This window comes from Streptomyces sp. NPDC036764 (assembly GCF_055609385.1).
Genome location: NZ_JBVJPT010000001.1, coordinates 1,410,049 through 1,431,478, shown reverse-complemented (window position 1 = coordinate 1,431,478; position 21,430 = coordinate 1,410,049). Strand labels below are relative to the sequence as shown.

Here is a 21,430-nt window from a genome sequence, read left to right as displayed (position 1 = left end):
GCCGCCACGTCCGTCACGCCGGCACGAGGGAGAGGAAGTGCCGCAGATAGCGCGAGTTGACCCGGCGCATCGACAGCAGCACGTACAGGTCGGCGACCCCGAACTCCGGGTCGTGCGCGGCCTCGCCGCACACCCAGGCGCCCAGGCGGATGTAGCCGCGCAGGAGGGCGGGCAGTTCGACGCGCGTGGCGGGGACCGGGGCGGTCGGCTCCCAGGGCCGCAGCGGCCGTACCCGGTACTCCTCCGGGGCCAGGTGCTTGGCCTGCACCCGGTCCCAGGTCCCGGCGGCGAGGGTGCCGCCGTCCGCCAGCGGGATCGAGCAGCAGCCGGCCAGCCACTCGTGGCCGCGGTCGACCATGTAGCGGGCGATGCCGGCCCAGATGAGGCTGATCACGGCGCCGTCGCGGTGGTCGGGGTGGACGCAGGACCGGCCGACCTCGACCAGATTCGGACGAAGGGAGTCGATCCGGCTGAGGTCGAACTCGCCTTCGGAGTAGAGTCGGCCCGCGACCGCGGCCCGCTCCGGCGGGAGCAGCCGGTAGGTGCCGACGACCTGTCCGGACACCTCCTCACGGACGAGCAGGTGGTCGCAGTACGCGTCGAAGGCGTCGATGTCGTGACCCGGCTGCGGGGTGGTCAGCAGGGCCCCCATCTCGCCGGCGAAGACGTCGTGCCGCAGCCGCTGGGCGGCGCGCACGTCCTCCTCGTTGCGGGCGAGTCCCACGGTGTAACGGGTGGGTGCCGTGGGCTGCGGGGGACGGTCGACGGTCAGTACGCCGGTCATGGCTTACTCCTGGTCACGGGCCGGGGACGGCGAGCGGCATGCAGTTGCGAGCAGTGCGGTGTGCCGCCCCTGTTCTTCCTATGCCGGTTGGCGTTCGCGTGACCTGTGCCCGGAGCGCGGATGTGCGGATGTTGAACGGCGTGGGCCGGTACCGGTCGTCCACATTCCGGTGCCCGTCCGGTCAGCCGGATGGTCCGGTGCCGTTCACTCGGCAGGTGCAGAAAAGGCGAGACGGGGCCGGGGAGCACCTCCCGACCCCGCCCGTCCGCACATCCCTGCGAACGTTCACTGCAACACCCCAAAGGGGCGCGAGGCAGTATTGATTTGCGGCTCCGCCGCGTGGGCGCGACAAGCCACGACGAGCCCGCACCCGCCGAACCGCCGTCCCCGCTACGGCGCTACCGCTTCACCTTCCGGGTAGCGCGCAGCCACTCCTTGTTCATGCTGGTGATGGACATCAGCGGAATGCCCTTGGGGCATGCGGTGGCGCACTCGCCCGTGAGCGTGCACCCCCCGAACCCCTCGTCGTCCATCTGCGCCACCATGTCCAGCACCCGCGTCTCCCGCTCGGGCGCCCCCTGCGGCAGCACGTTCAAGTGGTTGATCTTGGCGGAAGTGAACAGCATCGCCGCCCCGTTGGGACAGGCCGCCACACATGCACCGCACCCGATGCACTCGGCGTGCTCGAAGGCGAGGTCGGCGTCCGGCTTGGGCACCGGCGTCGCGTGCGCTTCGGGAGCGGCACCGGTCGGCGCCGTGATGTAGCCGCCCGCCTGGATGATCCGGTCGAAGGCCGACCGGTCCACGACCAGGTCCTTGATCACCGGGAACGCCGACGCCCGCCACGGCTCGATGTCGATCGTGTCGCCGTCCTTGAACGACCGCATGTGCAACTGGCAGGTCGTCGTCCGCTCGGGCCCGTGCGCGTCGCCGTTGATGACGAGCGAGCAGGCGCCGCAGATGCCCTCGCGGCAGTCGTGGTCGAAGGCGACCGGGTCCTCGCCCTTGAGGATGAGCTCCTCGTTGAGGGTGTCGAGCATCTCCAGGAAGGACATGTCGGAGGAGATGCCGTCCACTTCGTACGTGGACATGGCGCCGTCGGCGTCGGCGTTCTTCTGCCGCCAGACGCGCAGGGTGAGCTTCATGCGTAGCTCCGCTGGGTGGGGTGGACGTACTCGAAGACCAGGTCTTCCTTGTGCAGCACGGGAGCGGCGCCCGTGTCGGTGAACTCCCAGGCCGCCGCGTAGGCGAACTCGTCGTCCTTGCGGGCCGCCTCGCCGTCCGGCGTCTGCGACTCCTCCCGGAAGTGGCCGCCGCAGGACTCGGCGCGGTGCAGCGCGTCGAGGCACATCAGCTCGGCGAGCTCCAGGTAGTCGACGACGCGGTTGGCCTTCTCCAGCGACTGGTTGAACTCCTCGCCGGTGCCGGGAACCTTGATACGGCGCCAGAACTCCTCGCGGATCTGCGGGATGCGCTCCAGGGCCTTGCGCAGCCCGGTCTCCGTGCGGGCCATCCCACAGAACTCCCACATCAGCTCGCCGACCTCGCGGTGGAAGGAGTCCGGCGTGCGGTCGCCGTCCACGGCCAGGAGCAGGTTGAGCCGGTCGTGGGTGTCGGCCAGCACCTCCTGGACGACGGGGTGTTCGTCGGTGACCTGCTCGTGGTGCGGGTTGCGGGCGAGGTAGTCGTTGATGGTGGCCGGCAGCACGAAGTAGCCGTCGGCCAGGCCCTGCATCAGGGCGGAGGCACCGAGGCGGTTCGCGCCGTGGTCGGAGAAGTTGGCCTCACCGATCGCGAACAGGCCGGGGACGGTGGTCTGGAGGTCGTAGTCCACCCACAGGCCGCCCATCGTGTAGTGCACGGCCGGATAGATCCGCATCGGCACCTCGTACGGATCCTCGTCGGTGATCCGCTGGTACATGTCGAAGAGGTTGCCGTACTTGGCCTCGACCGCCCCCCGGCCCATCCGCTTGATCGCGTCGGCGAAGTCGAGGTAGACACCCTGCCCGCCGGGGCCGACGCCCCGCCCCTCGTCGCAGACGTTCTTCGCGGCGCGGGAGGCGATGTCGCGGGGCACCAGGTTGCCGAAGGACGGGTAGATGCGCTCCAGGTAGTAGTCGCGCTCGTCCTCGGGGATCCGGTTCGCGGGACGGTCGTCGCCCTTGGCCTTCGGCACCCAGATCCGGCCGTCGTTGCGCAGCGACTCGCTCATCAGCGTCAGCTTGGACTGGTGGTCGCCGGTGCGCGGGATGCACGTCGGGTGGATCTGCGTGAAGCAGGGGTTGGCGAAGTAGGCGCCGCGCCGGTGCGCCCGCCAGACGGCGGTGGCGTTGGAGTTCATGGCGTTCGTCGACAGGTAGAAGACGTTGCCGTAGCCGCCGCTGGCGAGGACGACGGCGTCCGCGAAGTACGTGTCGATGCGGCCGGTGATGAGATCGCGCGCCACGATGCCGCGCGCCTTCCCGTCGATGACGATCAGGTCGAGCATCTCGGTACGGGGGTGCATCTCGATGTTGCCCGCGGCGATCTGCCGGCTGAGGGCCTGGTAGGCGCCGAGGAGGAGCTGCTGGCCCGTCTGGCCGCGGGCGTAGAAGGTGCGGGAGACCTGCACGCCGCCGAAGGAGCGGGTGTCGAGCAGTCCGCCGTACTCGCGGGCGAACGGCACGCCCTGCGCCACGCACTGGTCGATGATCTCGACCGAGATCTGCGCGAGGCGGTGGACGTTGGACTCGCGGGCCCGGAAGTCGCCGCCCTTGACGGTGTCGTAGAAGAGGCGGTGGATGGAGTCGCCGTCGTTGCGGTAGTTCTTCGCCGCGTTGATGCCGCCCTGGGCGGCGATGGAGTGGGCGCGGCGCGGGGAGTCCTGGTAGCAGAACTGGACGACGTGGTAGCCCTGTTCGGCGAGCGTGGCTCCGGCGGAGCCGCCGGCCAGGCCCGTGCCGACCACGATCACCGTGTGCTTGCGCCGGTTGGCGGGGTTGACGAGTTTGGCCTCGAAGCGGCGCGTGTCCCAGCGCTCGTTGACGGGGCCGGACGGGGCTTTGGTGTCGCCGACGGGTTCGCCGGTCGAGAAGTCGGTGTAGGTCATCTTCAGCTCACCACTCCGGTCATGACGCCCACGGGTACGGCGATGAACCCGACCGTGAGCAGCAGCGCGAGAACGTTGGCCGTGGCCTTCAGGGCGCGGTCGCGGGTGCGGCTGCCGGCGCCGAGGGTCTGGGCGGCGCTCCAGAAGCCGTGCCGGATGTGCAGGCCGAGCGCGAGCATCGCGACGATGTAGATGACGTTGCCGTACCAGGTGGAGAAGGTGTCCACGACGTTCTGGTACGGGTGGCCCTCCTGGAAGCCGCCGGAGTGCACGGTGCCGGTCGTCAGGTCCAGGATGTGCCAGACGATGAACAGGCCGAGGATGATGCCGCCCCAGCGCATGGTGCGCGTGGCGTAACTGGCCCGCGGCTTCTTGTGCACGTACTTGCTGGGGCGCGCCCGGATGTCGCGGCGGCTGAGCTGGTACGCCGAGGTGGCGTGCGCGACGACGGCGACGACCAGCACGACGCGGACGAGCCAGAGCGTCCACTCGTAGTGCATGAACGGCTCGCCGACGGTGCGCAGCCAGTGCGCGTAGTGGTTGAACTCACCCGCCCCGAAGAAGATCTTCAGGTTTCCGATCATGTGGACGACCAGGTACAGCAGCATGATCAGCCCGCTGACCGCCATCACGGTCTTCTTGCCGACGGTGGAGTCCCACACCGTGCGTGCCATGGACGGCCGTCGATCCGTCCGCGTTGCCAGAGCCATGGAAGACGACGCTAGGGCCGAACGGCCCCATCGGTCCAAGACATGGTCCGGCTCGTTTCAATAGCTGGAGCCTATGATGGGTGGATGCAGTTCCAGCAGCTCCAGTACTTCGTGGCGGTCGCCGAGACCCGGCACTTCACCCGGGCCGCCGACCTGGTTCATGTCGCGCAGCCCTCGCTGTCGCAGCAGATCAAGGCGCTGGAGCGGGAGTTGGGCGCGGACCTGTTCCTGCGGGCGCGCGGCAACATCTCCCTGACCGACGCCGGAGAGGCCCTGCTCCCGCTGGCCCGGCGCATCCTGGCCGACGCGGACACCGCGCGGCACGAGGTGCAGGAGCTGGTGCAGTTGCGCCGGGGCCGGGTCCGCCTCGGCGCGACGCCCAGCCTGTGCACGGGCCTGCTCCCGGACGTGCTGCGCGCCTTCCACGACCGCTATCCCGGTATCCAGCTCCTGATCGAGGAGGGCGGCTCGCACGACCTCGTACGGCAGCTCGCCCGCGGCGCCCTCGACCTGGCCCTGGTGGTGCTGCCCCTGCCGACCCCGTCCCCGGCGCTGACCACGGTGGAGCTGCTGCGCGAGGACCTCGTGGTCGTCTCCTCCCCCGAGGCTCCCCGCCCCGGCGGCGGCCGGCGCACCGTGCGCGTCGCCGACCTGGAGGGCGAGCGTCTGGTGATGTTCCGGCACGGCTACGACCTGCGGGAACTGACTGTGGCCGCGTGTCGCGCCGAGGGCTTCGAACCGGACTTCGCGGTCGAGGGCGGGGAGATGGACGCGGTGCTGGGGTTCGTGCGGGCGGGCCTCGGGCTGGCCGTCGTACCGCGCATGGTGGCGGCACGGTCGGGCCGGGGGCTGCGGGTCACGCCGCTGGCCCGGCCCGGTCTGAACCGGACGATCGCGCTGGCCCACCGCAGCGACGTGGCGCCGCCGCGGGCCGCGCGGGAGTTGCAGCGGATGCTGCTGGAGCGGTGAGCGTCAGATGCGGGGAGTCAGAAGGTCCGTCATGCCGATGCGCCCGTAGAACTCGATGCGGGCTGCGTCGGCGACGTCGCTGACCCGCTCCGAGCCGTCGTCGGCCGGGTCGATGGTGGTGCGGAAGGGGCGCTCGCCCTTCGGGGTGTCGACGATGCGGACGATGGCGCGGGCGACTTCCCGGACGTCGGCGTCGGCCGGCGACAGGGCGGCCAGCGCCTTGCCGACCTCGTCCATCAGACCGGCGTAGAAGGCGTCGTACGCCTCCGCTGTGGCCGTGTCCTGCGGGTGCATCGCGTGGGCGAAGTGATTGGTGCCCGAGGTGAAGGAGCCGGGGACCACGATGGCCGTGTCGATGCCGAAGCGGCTCAGCTCCACCGCGTAGCTCTTGGCCAGGTGGTCCATCGCGGCCTTGGCGCCGAAGTACGGGCCGAGGTAGGGCGGGGTGCCGCCGTAGGTGCTGGAGGAGCCCACCCACAGCAGCAGGCCGTCCCGCCGCTCGCGCATCGCGGGCAGGACCGCGCGGTTGACGCGCTGCGTGGACAGCACGTTGGTGTCGTAGATCTCGGCGATCTGCTCCGGTGTGAACGACTCGGTCGGGCCGAGCACCATGTGCCCGGCGTTGTGCACGACGACGTCGATCCGGCCCGCCTCGGCCACGACCCGCGCGACACCGGCGTCCACGGATTCCTGGCTGGAGACGTCGAGTTCGACGGTGCGCAGCGCGACACCGTGCTCGTCGGCGTAGGTCTTGGCGTCGGCGACGGCCGCGGCGTTGCGGCCGGTGGTCTGCCGTATGCCGCCGTAGACGGTGTGTCCGGCGTCGGCGAGGGCTCGGGCGGTCAGGGCGCCGAAGCCGCTGGAGGCACCCGTGACGAGGACGACGGAGGGCATGGCGAACTCCTTGCGGGGTGTGCGGGAGGGTGTGAGGGCGTGCGAGGAGGCTCGGACCGGTGATCCGGCCGGTCAGCCGAAGGTGATCACGCTGCGGCCGCGGGCGGTTCCGTCGGCCATCGCGTCGAGGGCGGCCGGCGCCTGCTCCAGGGTGATCGGGGTGACCTCGGGCAGGATCCCGTGGGCGGCCGAGAAGGCGAGGGTGTCGCGCAGGTCGTGCGGGGAGCCGGACGGGGAGGCGACCACGTGCAGCCGGTTGAGGATCATGGGCGGGGTGGGCAGGGTGAGCGGCTCGCTGCCGTAGCCGAGCAGCAGCAGGGTGCCGTCGGGGGCGAGACCGCCCAGGGTGGCGGCGGCCGCGGCGGTGGACGGGGCCGCGTTCAGGACCACGTCCGCGCCGCCGTCCCAGGCCTTGAGGGCGTCGGCCGGGTCGGACTCGTCGGTGGCGACGAACAGCTCCGCACCCAGGGCCTTGGCCTGGTCCTCTCCGCGCCGGGAGCGGCCCACCACGGCGAGACGGGCGCCCATGGCGGTGGCGTAGCGTGCGGCCAGGGCACCTACTCCGCCGAGGCCGACGACGGCGACCCGGGAACCGGCTGTCGCGCCGGCCTGCCGCAGACCGTTGAAGGCGGTGAGGCCGGCGCACATCAGCGGCGCCGCGGCCACGGGGTCGAGGCCTTCCGGCAGCGGGGTGACGAAGCCGGCCTTGAACAGGGCGTACTCGGCGTAGCCACCGTCGGCCACGATGCCGGTGATCCGCTTGCGGGGGCACAGGATCTGGTCGCCGCGTACGCAGTAGTCGCAGTGCCCGCAGGAGTCGTACAGGAACTGGGCGCCGACCACCGTGCCGACCTCGGGGAAGGTCACGCCCTCGCCGACGGCCGTCACCACGCCGGTGATCTCGTGGCCGGGGACGACGGGATACCGGGCGAAGGGGTAGTGGCCGCGCAGCAGGTTCAGGTCGGAGAAGCAGACTCCGCAGGCGGTGACCTTGACGAGGACCTCACCGGCGGCGGGCTGGGGGACGTCGAGGTTGTCGAGGGCCAGCGGGAGGTTCGGGCCGGTGGCGACAGCAGCACGCATCTCGGGCTCCAAAGGGGGATCGGGGAGGTACTCCGGTGAGTTCCTGGTGCTTTCCGAGTCTGTGAGCCCTCTGGGGGCGCGTCCAATGCCGGTTGCGGCCCGATTGATGCCCAGGCGGCATCGGAGCAGGTCTACGCCGTGCCCCGCGCCCGCGCGGCGGCGTGCACCGTCTCGACGAAGCCGGTCACGAGGTGCGAGGGACGCGAGGCGTTCCAGGCCAATGACACCTGCCCCGGCGCCGCGTCGGCGACCGGGACGTAGGCGATGTCGGACCGGGGGAACGCGGCCGCGACGGAGCTCGGTACGAAGGCCATGCCGCGCCCGCCACGGACGTACCCCAGCAGTTCCTCCATGTCGTGGAAGGCGGGGCCGTGGCCGGGCCGGGTGCCGTCGGGGCGCGGATCGGCGTTCCAGACGGCCGACCATGCCTCGGTGGCCTCCGCGTACTCCAGGACGGGTTCGTCGGTGAGGGCGGCGAGGGCGACCTTCGCGTCGTGTGCGCGCGGATGGTCGACGGGCAGGACGGCGGCGATGTGCTCGGGGTACAGGGGCAGGAGGTCGACTCCCTCGGCCTCCAGGGGCGGCCGGACGAACCCGACGTCGACGCTGCCGTCCAGCAGGGCCCGTGCCTGGCTCCACCAGCGCAGCCGGACCAGCTCGATGGACACGCGGGGGAACCGCGCGGAGAACGCGTTCAGGGCGAGGCCGACGTCCGTGCCGAGCATGAACCCGACGATCAGCGCGTTGTCCCCGGCGCCGATGCGCCGGGCCCGCTCCTGGGCGGCCTCGGAGGCGGCGAGCAGGGCCTTGGCGTCGCGCAGGAACTGTTCGCCGGCCGGCGTGAGCGCGACATCGCGGGTGCTGCGGGTGAACAGCTCGACCCGCAGCTCGTGCTCCAGTTGCCGCACCTGCCGGGACAACGCGGGCTGGGTGACGTGCAGGGCGACGGCCGCCTGGCCGAAGTGCCGGCGCTCGGCCACGGCCACGAAATAGCGCAGTTTGCGCAGATCCAGGTCGATCGGCCTGTCGGGCATGGCGGGCCCTGCCTTTCCGCTCACCGACCGGGCGTGCGGTACCGCCGTCGATGCTCCTCACGCTATCCGACCGGCGGGCAACCGCACGGGACGGGAGCCGGTCGCTCCGCGTCCCGTGCACCTGCGGCGGCTCAGCCCGTCGCGTCCACCAGCGCCAGTTCGTGCAGGCGCTCCGGCGGGCCCGGGCGGGCGTAGTACCAGCCCTGGGCCGTGTCGCAGCCCAGTATCCGCAACTGCTCGGCCTGCGCGCCGGTCTCCACGCCCTCCACCGTCACCGAGAGGTTCAGGCCGTGCGCCAGGGAGACGATGCCCTCGACGATCTTGAGGTCGACGGGGTCGGCCGGGAACCGTTGCATGCTCTGCGTGAAGGAGCGGTCCAGCTTGAGGATGCTCACCGGAAGCCGGCGCAGATTGGCGAGGTTGGAGTAGCCGGTGCCGAAGTCGTCCAGGGCGATGTCGACGCCCATCTCGGCCAGCCGGCGCAGGGGTTTGAGCAGGTCGGCGTCGGCGCCGATGAGGGCCGACTCGGTGACCTCCAGGCAGAGGGCGTCGGGTTCCATGCCCGCGCGCTCCAGGATGTCGACGGTGTCCTTCACGAGACCGGGGTGGGTGAGCTGGCACGGCGAGAGGTTGACGTTGATGCGGAACGGCACGGCGTCGTCGTGCCGTTCTCGCCACGCGCGGGCCTGGCGCACCGACTGCTCCAGGACCCAGCGGCCGAGCGGCACGATGAGCCCGGTGTGCTCGGCCAGCGGAATGAACCGGTCCGGGCCGAGGACGCCGTGTTGCGGATGCAACCACCGCACCAGGGCCTCCGCGCCGCGCACGCTGCCGTCGCCGAGGTGGACCAGCGGCTGGTACTCGATGAAGAACTCGCCCCGGTCCAGGGCCGTCGGCAGCGCCGTGGTCAGGCCGTGCCGGGTGATGGCGCGGGCGTCGGCCTCCGGGTCGGCCAGCTCGAAGCGGTTGCCGCCCGCCGACTTGGCCCGGTACATCGTGATGTCGGCGCTGCGCAGCACCTCCGCCGGGCCGCGCTCGCCCGCCGGGCCCTCGACGATGCCGATGCTGCCGCGCACGGTCAGCTCCCGGCCGTCGACGCTGATCGGGGCGACCAGTACGTTCATGATCCGGGCGGCGAGCTCGTCGACCTCGCGCTCGGTGTCGGGGCCGGTGGTCAGCGCCACGAACTCGTCGCCGCCGAGCCTCGCGACCATCTCGCCGGGCGCGGTGGTGCAGGACTGGAGCCGGTCGGCGACCTCGACGAGCAGCCGGTCGCCGGCCGCGTGGCCGAGGCTGTCGTTGACGGTCTTGAAGCCGTCCAGGTCGAGGTAGCACAGCCCGAACCGCTGGCCCTCTCCGGCGCCCAGTGCCTTCTCCAGGCGCTCGAAGAAGAAGGTGCGGTTGGGCAGGCCGGTGAGCGCGTCGTGCGTGGCCTCGTAGCGCAGCCGCAGGTTGAGCAGCCGCCGTTCGGTGGTGTCCTCCATCAGGGCGAGCTGGTACTGCGGTTGGCCGTCGGCGTCGCGCAGCAGGGAGACCGTGAGGTTGGTCCACAGGACCGTTCCGTCGGGGCGGTAGAAGGCCTTTTCGACGTGGTAGTGCTCGCGCTCGCCGCGGACGAGCTCGTCGTAGAGCGTCCAGGTCTGCGGCGCGTCCTCGGGGTGGGTCCACTCCTTGACGTTGCGGCTGCGGATGGCCTGGTCGGAGACGCCGAACATGCGCAGCAGGGCGCCGTTCACCTGCAGTATGTTGCCCGTCAGGTCGGCGATGCCGATTCCTATGGCCGCGCCCTCGAACACCGCGCGGAAGCGGGCCTCGGTGTCGTGCAGCGCCTGGGCGACCACACCCTGAGCCTTGAGCGCGGCCGCGGAGATCGCCTCCTGCTCGGCGAGGGTCCGCTCGCGCAGCGCCTGGGCGAACCCGGCGGCCATGGCGTGCTGGAGCCGCGACGAACGCGCCCGCAGGTCCTCCTGGTCACCGCCGTCGCCGCAGTACAGCACGAGATAGGCGTCGACGCAGTCCAGCGAGCGGCTGAGCGCCTCGGGGTCGGTGCAGTGCGCGGTGACCAGCGCGGCGCCGACGGCCCTGCCCTCGTCCCCGTCGAACGCCCTGGCTCTGAGCGCCTCGCTCAACCGCCTGGCGAGCGGCAGCAGTTGTTCCTCGAACTCCGGCCGGGTCGACGACGTCGAGGTCACCGGGAAGACCGCCCGGCTCCAGATCGTCGCGAACCGGCGCAGTCTGTCTTCCGGCCCGTCCGGCCCCGCGCTCACGCCGTACGTCCCACGCCGGCGAACCCGGAGAAGGCCCACGGATCCTCGTCCTCCGGTGTGGTGTCGGGCCGCCAGTGCGGCATCGGCACCAGTCCGGGTTCCACCATGTCGTACCCCTTGAAGAACCGCGCGATCTCATCGCGCGAACGCATGATCAGCGGGTTGCGAATGTCCTTGTAAACGTCGACCGTGCCCTTGGCCCGCTCCTCGGGCAGCGGGATTCCCTCGTACGAGGCATGCGTGAGCACCAGCAGGCTTCCGGGCGCGAGCGCGTCGCGTAGCTGGGCCACCGCCTCGAAGGGTTCGTCCTCGTCCTCCACGAAGTGCAGTATGGCAACGAGCAGCAGTGCCACTGGCCGGTTCAGGTCGATCAGGCGCTCGACCTCGGAACTGGTCAGGATCTCCTGCGGCTTGCGCAGGTCCGCGGCGACGATGTCCGCGTCGTCGTTGCCCGCCAGGACCGCCTGGCTGTGCGCGACGGCGACCGGGTCGTGGTCGACGTACACCACGCGGGCGCCGGGAGTTGCGGCCTGGGCCACCTCGTGGACGTTGCCGAACGTCGGGATGCCGGAGCCGATGTCCAGGAACTGGGTGATGCCCTCGTCGAGCGCGAAGCGCACCGCGCGGCGCATGAACGCCCGGTTGGCCTGCATGATCTTGGGGAGGCCCGGCATGAAGTCCATGGCCTTGCGGGCCGCTTCCCGGTCGACCTCGAAGTTGTGCGAACCGCCCAGGTAGTAGTCGTAGATCCGCGAGACGCTGGGCACCGAGATGTCGATGCTCCGGGGGGCCCAGGCGGGACGCTCCATCTATCTCTCCAAGGCGTAGGCGATCCGGTGTTCGAGCTGAGGCTACTGATCGCCCGCCAAAGGAGCGAGCGGAAACGGAAATTGACCATCCGTTCCCGGTCACTGCCAGTGGCACGTGCCGAATTGAGGCCCCTCGCACCCTCTACGAAAAGTATCCGAAGCATTCCACAGAGTTCCGAACCATGGTGAAGGAAGGCGAAGAACCAGGGTGAATGCAGGCAAACCGGTCCGCCCCCTGAGCGTGGAGCTTCAGGGGGCAGACCGGTGAGTCGGCGCGCCGGCCGTTCGTCCGGCACTCTCGCGTCCTCGTGACTCCCTTCCATGGACCTTCTCGACCGGGTGGGGCGATCAACCCTGGGGAGGTGTGATCCTTACTGTTCCGACGCGCCGACCGGCTTGCCGTCGGGGCGGATGGCGAACCAAGTGCCGCCGACGCCCTGACCGTTGGTGTCGCCGGGCTTCTTGTCACCGGCGAAGGTGTAGATCGGCACACAGTCGATGGTCTGCTGCTTGATGCCGTCGGGCCGGTCGAAGACCACGTAACCCTGACCCCTGGGACCGGACCCCTTCAGGTCGATGCCCTCGGTGTCCTCGGCGTCGACCGGCGCGATGACCGGCCACTTCTCCAGGCACTCGCCGGTGCATGCCGTCTTCATCGGCCAGGGCGAGTCCTTCATGAAGCGGTAGACCGTGTGGCCGTTCTTGTCGATGACGATCTCGCCGAGCTTGGAGTCGTTGCGCGTGGACAGACCGGGCAGATCGGCCGCCTCGGCACCGCCCTGCGCCTTCTTGCCGGTGGGGGCGAGCGCGTACCAAGTGCCACCCACACCCTGGCCGTTGACGTCACCGGCCTTGGTGTCCTTGGCGAAGCGGTAGGCCGGCCAGCCGTCGATCGTGAGCTGCTTCGTGCCGTCGGTGCGGGTGACCGAGCCGAGCTTGTTCTTGTCGATGCCCACGCCGGCCGTGGCGTCGTCCGCGGGGACCGGCGGCCACTTCGTGGCGCAGTCGCCGTCGCAGTTCGACTTGGGCGGCTCGGCGACGTCCTTGTCGAAGCGGTAGAGGGTCATTCCGTCGCTGTCGGTCAGCACCTCGCCGAGTTCCGCGTTGGTGGCAACGGTCAGTTCACCGGCGGAGGCGGCCTGGGTGGCGGCGCCTTCCTGGCCCGCCGCACCCGCGTCGTAGCCGGATCCGAGGCCGGTCCCGTTTCCGTACCCACCGGCCGCGGCCGTGGCACCCACGTTCTGGCTGCTCGCCGGCGGGGCGGTTTCCGAGCCGCATGCCGTCGTCAGCGCCGCCACTGCAACGGCGCTCACCACGAGCGAGGCGCTCCGCCACGAGGTCTTCATCGTCAACTCCCCATAATCACAAGGGTGTTGCAGCGCCCTGCTGCGCCGCCGCACGACAAGAGGTACGCACGAAAGGCACTCTCGTGTTCAACCGGCGCACAAATTTCTTTCCGGAACCTGTGACGGCACCCGCGTCGGACCTGTGAACAACCGCAGCACCGCCATGACTCCGCGCGCCTCCCTCGCACGCGCGTGCGCCCCGTCGGTCACGCCCGCGCCCCCTGAACAAACCTTTCGAGGGTCGTCCGTCCTTCGTTCGGGGCATTCCACCCCTTCTACCGCACGTCGGTGCACACGGTGGCCCCAAGATCTTCGTCGTGCATGCACTCGAACCGACCCAATCCACCCTGACGACAAGGGTGTTGGCGGTGGTCACGTTGACCTGGCTCCTGGTGTCGGCGCCGTCCGGGGCGGCCGTGGCCACGTCCTGCGCGTACGTCGGCACCGGGCCGGACGGCGCGCAGGTGGTCGCGGTCGCCGACACCGGGCCGGACGGCGCGCGGGCGGTCGCGGTGGCCGGACCCGACACCTGGCCGACGCCCCCGCAGTGCCCGACACCGACCCCGCCGCCCAGCCCTACGCCGACCCCGACTCCCTCGCCGCCACCGCCGAAGACGACGCCCGCGCCGGAGCCCACGCCCACACCACCGCCGAAACCCACGCCCACCCCGAAGCCGAAGCCGCCACCACCGCCCCCGGCGAAGCCGGCTCCCCCGCCCGCGCCGCCACGCCCGCGGCCGGTCCCCACGCCGACGCCCACTCCCACCCCGACGCCGAAGCCGTCGGTCAAGCCCACCCCGAGCCCGTCCGCGACCCCGGTGCACTACCCGCCGTATCGCGCCACCCCGCACAAGCGGGCCGCGCACCGCGCCCAGTCGCCCCTGACCTTCGTCCTGCTCATCGCGGTGCCGGCCATCGCCGCCGTCGCCGCACTGCGTCCGCGCTGACCCTGGAGGCCTCTCTTGCCGGAATGGCTTGTTCTCACCCTCGCGATGCTGGCCGCCTGCCTCGTGGTGGTCGTCATCACCCTCGTACGGCACCGCACGGCCCCCGAGGACGAGGACCCCTCCGAGACCCCGGACGTCATCGAGTACATGACGATGTGGATCGGCGTGGTGTACGCCATCGTGCTGGGCCTGGCCATCGCCGGGGTGTGGGAGGCCCGCAGTGCCGCCCAGGACCACGTCCAGGCGGAAGCCGTGGCGCTGCACGAGGTCTCCGAACGGGTCCGGGTGTATCCGGCCGACGTGCGCGACCGCATTCGGGACGATGTCAACGCCTATGTCGGACACGTCGTCACCACCGAGTGGAAGGCCATGATGGATCACGGCGACGTCACCGAGCGCGGCGCCGAGCTGCTTCAGCGGGTGCGTGACGACGTCACCGACTACGAGCCGAGGAACGACTTCGAAGCGCAGGCATACCAGCCGCTCCTCGACCAGGTGACCGCCGCCGACCAGGCGCGTCAGGCCCGCGCGAACTCGACCGGGGACACCATGCCGGGCGTGGTCTGGTTCGGGCTGCTGGCCGGCGGTGTCGTCACCATCGGGATGGTGTTCGCCCTCCAGATCCGACGCACGGCCCGTGAGCTGATCCTCGCCGGGCTGTTCTCCGCGCTGATCGCCTTCCTGCTCTTCCTCATCTGGGACTTCGACGATCCCTACAGCCGCGGTGTGACGGCGTCGACGGAGCCGTTCCTCGCGCTCTTCCCGCATTCCATGGGCTGACCGGCACGCGCTCGGGGGACGGCGGCGACCGGTGGTGACGGCACTCGACGTGAAGCCGCCACGCCGCCGCCGTCACCCGCTCGCGGGAACGCCGTCCCCTGAGCGGCCCACACGCTTGCCCCATTCGTACGACACCGATCGCGCGGGTCTGCGCACCTTCCTAGCGTTTCGGTCACCGGGGTGCATTTCTGGCGCAAGCGGAAGAGGTCCGCTACGGCTCCTCGGGGACCGGAGGACACCATGCGTGCGATACGCGTCGCTTCTGCCGCGCTGCTCGGGGTCAGCGCCCTCACCGTGACCGCCCCCGCCGCGCAGGCGCAGGGCGACAACTCCGGTTTCTGGGCCACCGTCCGGCCCACCACCGTCGCGCCCGGCGAGCACGTCCGGCTGCGGGCGACGGGCTGCGAGCAGAGCGTGACCGTCTCGTCGGGGGTCTTCGACACGGTCACCATCCCCCGGTGGCGGACGACGGCCTGGGCCACGGTCGACCGGGACGCCAGACGCGGGGCCGTCTACGAAGTGTCGTTCTACTGCGGCACCTTCTGGCAGAGCGTCGACCTCACCATCGCCGGCGGCCGGCCCGACCGGCCCGACCACCCGCAGCACGGTTCGCGCGCGGGCGAGGGCGGCACATTGGCCGGACTGGATCTGAAGGAGATCGGCCTGGGCGCCGCGCTCATCACGGCCGCGCTCGGCACCGCGTACCAACTCTCCCGGCGCCGCACCGACGAGGACGGCGCCTGACACCGGCACCCGCACACTCAGACCTTCGCCCCGGATCCCCGCGAGGGGGCCGGGGCGAAGGTCTGTGCACGTGCGGCCTGTCTCCTGCTGTGAACCGTCCTCGGCGAACGGCTGACCTCGACGGTTCCCGACGGACAGCGGATCAGATCCGCTTCTCCGCCCGGCGCCGCATCCAGAACACCGCACCGCCGACGACGGCCACGGCGATCAGCCCGCCGCCGATGGCCATGTCGGTCGGCGTCGCGCCCGTGGAGGTGCTGCCGCCGAGGCCGCCTCGGACGCCGCCGATGACGGAGAAGGCGTTGGGATGGGTCAGGGGCTGGCCCGCCCCTCTGCAGGTGACCGTGATGCTGTGGGAACCCGGCCTTGCGTTCCGGTCGATCGTCGCGGTGCCCTTGGCCGTGCTGCCGCCGACCGGGGTCAGCGTCGTGGGCCGGAAGGCGTCCGAGGTCGCGGTGCCGCCTTGCGGGCAGCCGTCGACGGTGATGGTGAGCTGCCCGCCGCGGGCGATGACGCTGGGCAGGGCGACGATGTTGCTCGGGCCGACGGGCATGCCGTCGCGTGCCGCGGCCACCGGGGCGGCCAGACCGAGGGCGGCGACCGCGGTGGCGGTGGCCGCCAGGGTACGAGTGCTTCGCATGTGATCCTCCGCGGAAGACGCCCCGGGAACCGTCCCCGGTATCGATCGGCGAGAAAGCGCCTCCCAGAAAGACCCTCAGTTGCCGTGCCCGAGGCCGCATTTCGGCGATGGTCCGTCCTGGTGAGAGGACACGCCGGAGGACAACCCCGCAATCGGAATTGCCGCAGGTCACGGACCGTCAGAATTTTCCGGCCGGTGGCAACTCGGATGGCGCACCGAAGGAGTTCGCACCACCCGTTCGTATCTGCCCCGTCGCCGGTTTCGCGTGCGGGACTTAGCGTTTTCGTATGCGCGAATGACGTGGCGACGGCCGCGTCGAGAGGGGAAGTCGAATGTCCGGTTTCGAGCTGGCCGAAGAGGAGGAGCAGCGGAGGAAGCGTGCTCCCTGGGGCGTGATAGCGCTTGTGCTGCTGACCGGTCTCGCGCTCGTCCGCAACGGCTCCGGCGAGTTCGACGTGGGGCCGCCGCAGCCCGCCTCGGCGGCCGCGGCGGACCGGCACCTGCCCGGCACGGTGTTCGCCCGGGCCGCTCAGCCGTTGCCGTTCGCCCTGCCGGACCGGGTGAGGATCCCCGCGATCAACGTCGACGCGCCGGCGATCCCGGTCGGCCTGGACGTGGACGGCTGGGTCGGCGCGCCCCCGCCGGAGGACCCCAATCTGTCGGGCTGGTTCACCGGCTCGGTCTCGCCCGGCGAGAAGGGCACCGCCGTGGTCGTCGGCCACGTCGACAATTTGCAGGGGCCTGCCGTGTTCTACGGGCTCGGCTCACTGGCGAAGGGAAATCGCGTCGAGATCGTCCGCAAGGACGGAAAGACGGCCGTATTCGAGATCTACGGCGTCGAGGTGTTCCAGAAGGACAACTTCCCCGGAGACCGGGTCTACGCCTCCAAGGGAACCGCCGAATTGCGGGTCATCACCTGTGGTGGCGGTTTCTCCAAGCAGACCGGTTATGACGGGAACGTCGTCGTTTTCGCCAGCCTGGTCGAGGTCCGCTGAGCGTTCCCCGACCGGGCGGCGAAGGCCGTCACGCGTAATGCCGTTCCGGGACGGTGAGGTGGTACCCGGAGTCCAGCAGCCGCGGCAGGTAGAAGCGCAGCGCGGTCACGCTCTGGGAGCGGTCGCCCCCGGCGTCGTGTGAGAGCACCACGACGCCGGGGGCGGCGCCGCTCTCGACCCGGTCGACGATCGTGCGGGTGCCGGGGGTGGTCCAGTCGAGGGTGTCGACGGTCCAGGCCAGCGGTTCCATGCCCAGTTCGGCGCCGAGTTGGAAGGCGGCGCGGTTCCAGGCGCCGTAGGGGGCGCGGAACCAGGCGGGGCGCTCGCCGCACGAGTCCTCGATGACGTCGCTGGTGCGCTCCATCTCCCTGCGGATCGCGCGGCGGCTGAGCCGGGTGAGCAGCGGATGGGACCAGGTGTGGTTGCCGACGACATGGCCCTCGTCGGCCATCCTGGCGACGAGGTCCTGGTTCTCGGCGACCATCTCGCCGCACACGAAGAACATCGCGCGGATGTCGTACTCGCGCAGGGTGTCCAGGATGTGCGGGGTGTAGCGGGCGTCGGGGCCGTCGTCGAAGGTCAGCACCATCCGGCGGCCGCGTCCGGACACCTGGAGCATGGGTGCGCGGCGTACGAGGGTACGGCGCGGGGCCGCCTTGGGCGGGCCGTATCCCATCAGCGGCGTCAGACGGTACGAGGACGGCTTGAGCGCGGTGCGCGCCTGCGGGCCCGTGGCCGGGGCGGCGGCGCGCCGGACCGGCTCGTCGCCCGCGAAGGTCGTGAACAGGCCGGCGGTGCCGGCGGCTCCGGCGGCGGCGGCGCCGGCGAGCAGCGCGCGGCGTCGGGTGAGCAGACGCGGGGGGAACTGATCCTTCGTCATGACTCATGGGTCGCCCGGTGAGAGACCGACGCACCAGTACGGCACTGGTACGGCCGCACGAAAGCACCCGCACGGACCTGCTCCATCGGCCGCTCGTGGCACCGTTCAACGGCGGCGCACCAGCGGGAACGGCAGGGTCTCCCGGATCGTCAGGCCGGTGAGGAACATGACCAGCCGGTCGACGCCGATGCCGAGTCCGCCGGTGGGCGGCATGGCGTATTCGAGGGCGTCGAGGAACTCCTCGTCGAGCTCCATGGCCTCGGGGTCTCCCCCGGCGGCGAGCAGGGACTGGGCGGTGAGGCGGCGGCGCTGTTCGACGGGGTCGGTGAGCTCGGAGTAGGCGGTGCCCAGTTCGGTGCCGAAGGCGACGAGGTCCCAGCGCTCGGCGAGCCGCGGGTCCTTGCGGTGCTGGCGGGTGAGCGGGGAGACGTCGGTCGGGAAGTCCTTGTAGAAGGTCGGCAGGTGGGTCTTCTCCTCGACGAGCCGCTCGTACATCTCCAGGACCACGTCGCCGTGACCGTCGTCGGCGACGTACGGCACACCGACGCGGTCGCAGTACCGGTGCAGTCTGAGCAGCTCTGTGTCGGGGTCGATCTCCTCGCCCAGCACCTCGGAGATCGCGCCGTACACCGTCTTGACCGGCCACTGCCCGGAGATGTCGTACTCCTTTCCGTCCTTGTGGGCGACCGGCGTTCCGAAGGCGGCCCGCGCGCAGCCCTGGATCAGCTCGCGCACGAGGTCGAGCATCACGTCGTAGTCGGCGTACGCCTGGTAGGCCTCCAGGATCGTGAACTCGGGGTTGTGCTTGTAGTCGACGCCCTCGTTGCGGAAGGTGCGGCCCATCTCGAAGACCTTCTCCAGGCCGCCGACGCACAGCCGCTTGAGATACAGCTCGGGGGCGATGCGCAGATAGAGGTCGAGGTCGTAGGCGTTGATGTGGGTGGTGAAGGGGCGGGCGTTGGCGCCGCCGTGGATCTGCTGGAGCACCGGTGTCTCGACCTCCAGATAGCCGCGCTCCAGCAGGCCCTGGCGCAGCGCCTGGACGGCGGTGGAGCGGGCGCGGACCGTGTCGCGGGCGGCGGGGCTGGAGACCAGGTCGAGATAGCGCATGCGGACCTTGGCCTCGGGGTCGGCGAGGCCGCGGCGTTTGTCGGGCAGTGGGCGCAGGCACTTGCCGATGAGCTGCCAGGAGGTGACGAAGACGGTCGGTTCGCCCTTGTCGCTGACGCCGGCCAGGCCGGTGGCGCTGATCAGGTCGCCGATGTCGGTGTCGGCGGTGAACTGGTCGAGGGCGGCGCCGGAGTCCTTGCGGGTGAGGGCGAGTTGGTGGTCGCCGGACCAGTCGCGCAGCACGGCGAAGACGAGGCCGCCGAAGTCGCGGACCAGCATGATCCGGCCGGCGACGGTGACCTGTTCGCCCGCGCGGACCTCGGCGAGGGCGTGGGTGCGGGCCGGGATGCCGACCGGGTAGGGGTCGACGCCCTCGGCGCGCAGCCGGTCCAGGGTGTGGTGCCGGACGCGGACCTGTTCGGGCAGGCCCGCGTCCGGCCCGGCCGCCCCGGCCTCGTCCCCTCCTTCGAGGCCGAGCGCCGCCAGCGAGGGCAGTCCTTCGGTGGTCGCGGGGCGGGGCCCGTTCCTCGGGTGCCCCTTCCTGCGGAGCTTGTGCAGCGACGGTACGGAGACGAATCCCTCGGCGATGCCGGACGCCATGCCGATGCGGGCGAGGGAGGCGGCCTCGCCGTAGCAGATGAAGCGGGGGAACCACTGGGGCTGGTACTTCGCGTTGGAGCGGTAGAGGGCCTCGAGCTGCCACCACTTGGAGAAGAACAGCAACAGGCGGCGCCACAGCCGCAGCACGGGTCCGGCGCCGATGCGGGCGCCCTCCTCGAAGACCGAGCGGAAGACGGCGAAGTTCAGGGAGATCCTGCGGATGCCGAGCTTGGGTGCCGCGTCGCACACTTCGGCGATCATGAACTCCATGACGCCGTTGGGGGCGGCGGCGCGGTCACGGCGCATCAGGTCCAGGGAGACGCCGTCGCGGCCCCAGGGCACGAACGACAGCAGGGCGAGGAGCCGACCGTCCTCGCCGAGGGCCTCCACGAGGAGGCAGTCGCCGTCGGCGGGGTCGCCGAGGCGGTCCAGGGCCATGGAGAAGCCGCGTTCGGTCTCGGTGTCCCGCCAGGCGTCGGCCTTGCGGATCACCTCCTCCATCTCCGCCTCGCCGAGGGTGGAGTGGCGGCGGATACGGCAGTGGGCGCCGGTGCGGCGGACACGGTGGACGGCCTGCCGGGTCACCCGCATGTCGCGGCCGTCGAGGTCGAAGTCCTGTGGTCGCAGGATCGCCTCGTCGCCGAGCTGGAGGGCGCCGAGTCCGGCGCGGGCGTAGGCGGTGGCGCCGTCCTCGGAGGCGCCCATCGCGGCGGGCACCCAGGCGTGCCGGCGGGCCGCGGCCAGCCAGAGGGCGATGGCGTGCGGCCAGGCCTCCCGGTCGCCGACCGGGTCCCCGCTGGCGAGGCACACGCCGGCCTCGACGCGGTAGGTGACGGCGGCCTTGCCGCTGGGCGAGAAGACGACGGCCTTGTCGCGCCGGGTGGCGAAGTAGCCGAGCGAGTCCTGGTCGCCGTAGGCCTTGAGGAGGGCGCGGATGCGGGCCTCCTCGTCGTCGTGCAGGGCCGCCTCCATGCGCTGCGAGCGGAACAGCGTCGCGGCGGCGTTGAGAAGGGCGAGCGCGCCGAACAGGCCGAGCAGGAAGTACAGGGGGCGCGGCGGCCGTCCGTCGTAGGTGGTGCCCGAGACGAGACCGCCGCAGACCCGGTCGGCGGCCCAGGCCAGCCGCTGGCTCTGCGGCAGCGTGCCGGGGAACAGTTCGACGAGTCCCCAGCCGATCAGGATGCCGATGACGAGCCCTACGAGCAGGACGCCGAGGGCTCTTCGTACGGCCGCTCTGCGGGAGGCGGCGTAGAACTCCCCCCGGGCGACGATCAGCAGGGCGAGGGCGAGGCCGCACACGATGAGGGACGGGACGGAGTCGGAGTAGTCGCCGATGACCGTGCCGAGGATGTCGGTGAGGACGAGCAGGCCCAGATAGACGACGACCAGCCACCAGGCGATCTTCTTGCGGGCGGCCGTCGCGGCGGCGAGCAGGAAGAGGAAGACGGCGTAGGCGAGGTTGGCGCTGACGGGGACGATGATCTGGTCGAGGGCGCGCACGACGGGGCGCAGCGCGACCCGCAGCGGCGGGATCAGGGCGAGCAGGACGCACAGCAGTCCGAGGGCGCCGAAGAAGGTCGCGAAACCCTCCGGCACCCTGCTCATCAGGCCGTGTCCGGGTGGCCGTGCCGGGCCTGTGGCGTCCTTGTCCCGCGCGGCCTCCACGGTGGCACTCATGTTCCGACTGTAGGAAGCCCCACGCCTCCTCGCCCGTCGAGCGTCCCGCCCGGCAGCGGGACCTGGGGCTTCC

The 21,430-nt window shown here is 71.1% G+C and carries 18 protein-coding genes; 5 read left to right on the top strand and 13 right to left on the bottom strand.

Annotation, left to right across the window (positions count from 1 at the left end):
* Window positions 1-13: 13 nt before the first annotated feature.
* From ACZ69Q_RS06210 to ACZ69Q_RS06195, 4 genes are all read right to left on the bottom strand, one after another.
* Window positions 14-784: a GNAT family N-acetyltransferase gene (locus tag ACZ69Q_RS06210; protein ID WP_471037137.1), complete on the bottom strand. Its 771-nt coding sequence runs from the start codon at window positions 782-784 to the stop codon at window positions 14-16.
* Window positions 785-1,182: 398 nt separating this feature from the next.
* Window positions 1,183-1,929 carry a succinate dehydrogenase/fumarate reductase iron-sulfur subunit gene (locus ACZ69Q_RS06205; protein ID WP_401548791.1) on the bottom strand — a complete coding sequence of 249 codons (747 nt, stop codon included), beginning with the start codon at window positions 1,927-1,929 and terminating at the stop codon, window positions 1,183-1,185.
* Window positions 1,926-3,872, bottom strand: coding sequence for a fumarate reductase/succinate dehydrogenase flavoprotein subunit (locus tag ACZ69Q_RS06200; protein ID WP_471037133.1), 1,947 nt, complete (start codon window positions 3,870-3,872; stop codon window positions 1,926-1,928). The genes ACZ69Q_RS06205 and ACZ69Q_RS06200 overlap by 4 nt, the downstream gene beginning before the upstream one ends.
* A 2-nt stretch (window positions 3,873-3,874) precedes the next feature.
* A complete protein-coding gene (locus ACZ69Q_RS06195) occupies window positions 3,875-4,546 on the bottom strand; it encodes a succinate dehydrogenase (RefSeq protein ID WP_471037130.1) in 672 nt (223 codons plus the stop codon).
* A 120-nt stretch (window positions 4,547-4,666) separates the two neighbouring features.
* Here ACZ69Q_RS06195 and ACZ69Q_RS06190 point away from each other — a divergent pair, with 120 nt between their 5' ends.
* Window positions 4,667-5,551 carry a LysR family transcriptional regulator gene (locus ACZ69Q_RS06190; RefSeq protein ID WP_471037125.1) on the top strand — a complete coding sequence of 295 codons (885 nt, stop codon included), beginning with the start codon at window positions 4,667-4,669 and terminating at the stop codon, window positions 5,549-5,551.
* A 3-nt stretch (window positions 5,552-5,554) separates the two neighbouring features.
* Here the strand turns inward: ACZ69Q_RS06190 and ACZ69Q_RS06185 are convergent, their stop codons facing one another.
* The 6 genes from ACZ69Q_RS06185 to ACZ69Q_RS06160 all read right to left on the bottom strand — a co-directional run bounded on the left by ACZ69Q_RS06185 (window position 5,555) and on the right by ACZ69Q_RS06160 (window position 12,984).
* Window positions 5,555-6,445 carry an SDR family oxidoreductase gene (locus ACZ69Q_RS06185; RefSeq protein WP_471037123.1) on the bottom strand — a complete coding sequence of 297 codons (891 nt, stop codon included), beginning with the start codon at window positions 6,443-6,445 and terminating at the stop codon, window positions 5,555-5,557.
* A gap of 72 nt (window positions 6,446-6,517) precedes the next feature.
* Window positions 6,518-7,528: an alcohol dehydrogenase catalytic domain-containing protein gene (locus ACZ69Q_RS06180; protein ID WP_471037120.1), complete on the bottom strand. Its 1,011-nt coding sequence runs from the start codon at window positions 7,526-7,528 to the stop codon at window positions 6,518-6,520.
* Window positions 7,529-7,659: 131 nt separating this feature from the next.
* The gene (locus ACZ69Q_RS06175; protein WP_471037117.1) at window positions 7,660-8,562 is read right to left on the bottom strand and encodes a LysR family transcriptional regulator; all 903 of its coding nucleotides are present in this window, start codon (window positions 8,560-8,562) and stop codon (window positions 7,660-7,662) included.
* A 131-nt stretch (window positions 8,563-8,693) separates the two neighbouring features.
* On the bottom strand, window positions 8,694-10,829 hold the full coding sequence (locus tag ACZ69Q_RS06170) for a putative bifunctional diguanylate cyclase/phosphodiesterase (RefSeq protein WP_471037113.1): 2,136 nt from the start codon (window positions 10,827-10,829) through the stop codon (window positions 8,694-8,696).
* Window positions 10,826-11,638: an SAM-dependent methyltransferase gene (locus tag ACZ69Q_RS06165; protein ID WP_471037108.1), complete on the bottom strand. Its 813-nt coding sequence runs from the start codon at window positions 11,636-11,638 to the stop codon at window positions 10,826-10,828. Before ACZ69Q_RS06165 ends, ACZ69Q_RS06170 begins: the two co-directional genes overlap by 4 nt.
* 371 nt (window positions 11,639-12,009) lie before the next feature.
* Entirely contained in the window at window positions 12,010-12,984 is a 975-nt protein-coding gene (locus tag ACZ69Q_RS06160) for an SCO0930 family lipoprotein (protein ID WP_471037105.1), read from the bottom strand.
* 368 nt (window positions 12,985-13,352) lie between these two features.
* Between ACZ69Q_RS06160 and ACZ69Q_RS06155 the strand changes: the two genes are divergently transcribed.
* From ACZ69Q_RS06155 to ACZ69Q_RS06145, 3 genes are all read left to right on the top strand, one after another.
* Complete coding sequence (locus ACZ69Q_RS06155) at window positions 13,353-13,931, top strand: hypothetical protein (protein ID WP_471037102.1); 579 nt, start codon at window positions 13,353-13,355, stop codon at window positions 13,929-13,931.
* A 15-nt stretch (window positions 13,932-13,946) separates the two neighbouring features.
* Window positions 13,947-14,711, top strand: coding sequence for a bestrophin-like domain (locus tag ACZ69Q_RS06150; protein WP_471037098.1), 765 nt, complete (start codon window positions 13,947-13,949; stop codon window positions 14,709-14,711).
* Window positions 14,712-14,951: 240 nt separating this feature from the next.
* A complete protein-coding gene (locus ACZ69Q_RS06145) occupies window positions 14,952-15,455 on the top strand; it encodes a hypothetical protein (protein ID WP_471037095.1) in 504 nt (167 codons plus the stop codon).
* A gap of 142 nt (window positions 15,456-15,597) precedes the next feature.
* Here ACZ69Q_RS06145 and ACZ69Q_RS06140 read toward each other — a convergent pair whose 3' ends face one another.
* Window positions 15,598-16,095: a hypothetical protein gene (locus ACZ69Q_RS06140; RefSeq protein ID WP_471037091.1), complete on the bottom strand. Its 498-nt coding sequence runs from the start codon at window positions 16,093-16,095 to the stop codon at window positions 15,598-15,600.
* Between the two features lie 332 nt (window positions 16,096-16,427).
* Here ACZ69Q_RS06140 and ACZ69Q_RS06135 point away from each other — a divergent pair, with 332 nt between their 5' ends.
* Window positions 16,428-17,090, top strand: a complete 663-nt coding sequence (locus ACZ69Q_RS06135) for a class F sortase (RefSeq protein ID WP_471037087.1) — start codon at window positions 16,428-16,430, stop codon at window positions 17,088-17,090.
* Between the two features lie 28 nt (window positions 17,091-17,118).
* On the opposite strand, the gene ACZ69Q_RS06130 is transcribed toward ACZ69Q_RS06135, so the two are convergent.
* Both ACZ69Q_RS06130 and lysX read right to left on the bottom strand, forming a co-directional pair.
* The gene (locus tag ACZ69Q_RS06130) at window positions 17,119-17,970 is read right to left on the bottom strand and encodes a polysaccharide deacetylase family protein (protein WP_471037084.1); all 852 of its coding nucleotides are present in this window, start codon (window positions 17,968-17,970) and stop codon (window positions 17,119-17,121) included.
* A 105-nt stretch (window positions 17,971-18,075) separates the two neighbouring features.
* Window positions 18,076-21,357: a bifunctional lysylphosphatidylglycerol synthetase/lysine--tRNA ligase LysX gene (lysX, locus tag ACZ69Q_RS06125; protein ID WP_471037080.1), complete on the bottom strand. Its 3,282-nt coding sequence runs from the start codon at window positions 21,355-21,357 to the stop codon at window positions 18,076-18,078.
* Window positions 21,358-21,430 lie beyond the last annotated feature (73 nt).

Bases quoted from the DNA above. Each gene is read 5' to 3' on its own strand.
- ACZ69Q_RS06210 (WP_471037137.1), bottom strand. From the start codon at position 784: ATGACCGGCGTACTGACCGTCGACCGTCCCCCGCAGCCCACGGCACCC.
- ACZ69Q_RS06205 (WP_401548791.1), bottom strand. From the start codon at position 1,929: ATGAAGCTCACCCTGCGCGTCTGGCGGCAGAAGAACGCCGACGCCGAC.
- ACZ69Q_RS06200 (WP_471037133.1), bottom strand. From the start codon at position 3,872: ATGACCTACACCGACTTCTCGACCGGCGAACCCGTCGGCGACACCAAA.
- ACZ69Q_RS06195 (WP_471037130.1), bottom strand. From the start codon at position 4,546: ATGGCACGCACGGTGTGGGACTCCACCGTCGGCAAGAAGACCGTGATG.
- ACZ69Q_RS06190 (WP_471037125.1), top strand. From the start codon at position 4,667: ATGCAGTTCCAGCAGCTCCAGTACTTCGTGGCGGTCGCCGAGACCCGG.
- ACZ69Q_RS06185 (WP_471037123.1), bottom strand. From the start codon at position 6,445: ATGCCCTCCGTCGTCCTCGTCACGGGTGCCTCCAGCGGCTTCGGCGCC.
- ACZ69Q_RS06180 (WP_471037120.1), bottom strand. From the start codon at position 7,528: ATGCGTGCTGCTGTCGCCACCGGCCCGAACCTCCCGCTGGCCCTCGAC.
- ACZ69Q_RS06175 (WP_471037117.1), bottom strand. From the start codon at position 8,562: ATGCCCGACAGGCCGATCGACCTGGATCTGCGCAAACTGCGCTATTTC.
- ACZ69Q_RS06165 (WP_471037108.1), bottom strand. From the start codon at position 11,638: ATGGAGCGTCCCGCCTGGGCCCCCCGGAGCATCGACATCTCGGTGCCC.
- ACZ69Q_RS06160 (WP_471037105.1), bottom strand. From the start codon at position 12,984: ATGAAGACCTCGTGGCGGAGCGCCTCGCTCGTGGTGAGCGCCGTTGCA.
- ACZ69Q_RS06145 (WP_471037095.1), top strand. From the start codon at position 14,952: ATGCGTGCGATACGCGTCGCTTCTGCCGCGCTGCTCGGGGTCAGCGCC.
- ACZ69Q_RS06140 (WP_471037091.1), bottom strand. From the start codon at position 16,095: ATGCGAAGCACTCGTACCCTGGCGGCCACCGCCACCGCGGTCGCCGCC.
- ACZ69Q_RS06135 (WP_471037087.1), top strand. From the start codon at position 16,428: ATGTCCGGTTTCGAGCTGGCCGAAGAGGAGGAGCAGCGGAGGAAGCGT.
- ACZ69Q_RS06130 (WP_471037084.1), bottom strand. From the start codon at position 17,970: ATGACGAAGGATCAGTTCCCCCCGCGTCTGCTCACCCGACGCCGCGCG.
- lysX (WP_471037080.1), bottom strand. From the start codon at position 21,357: ATGAGTGCCACCGTGGAGGCCGCGCGGGACAAGGACGCCACAGGCCCG.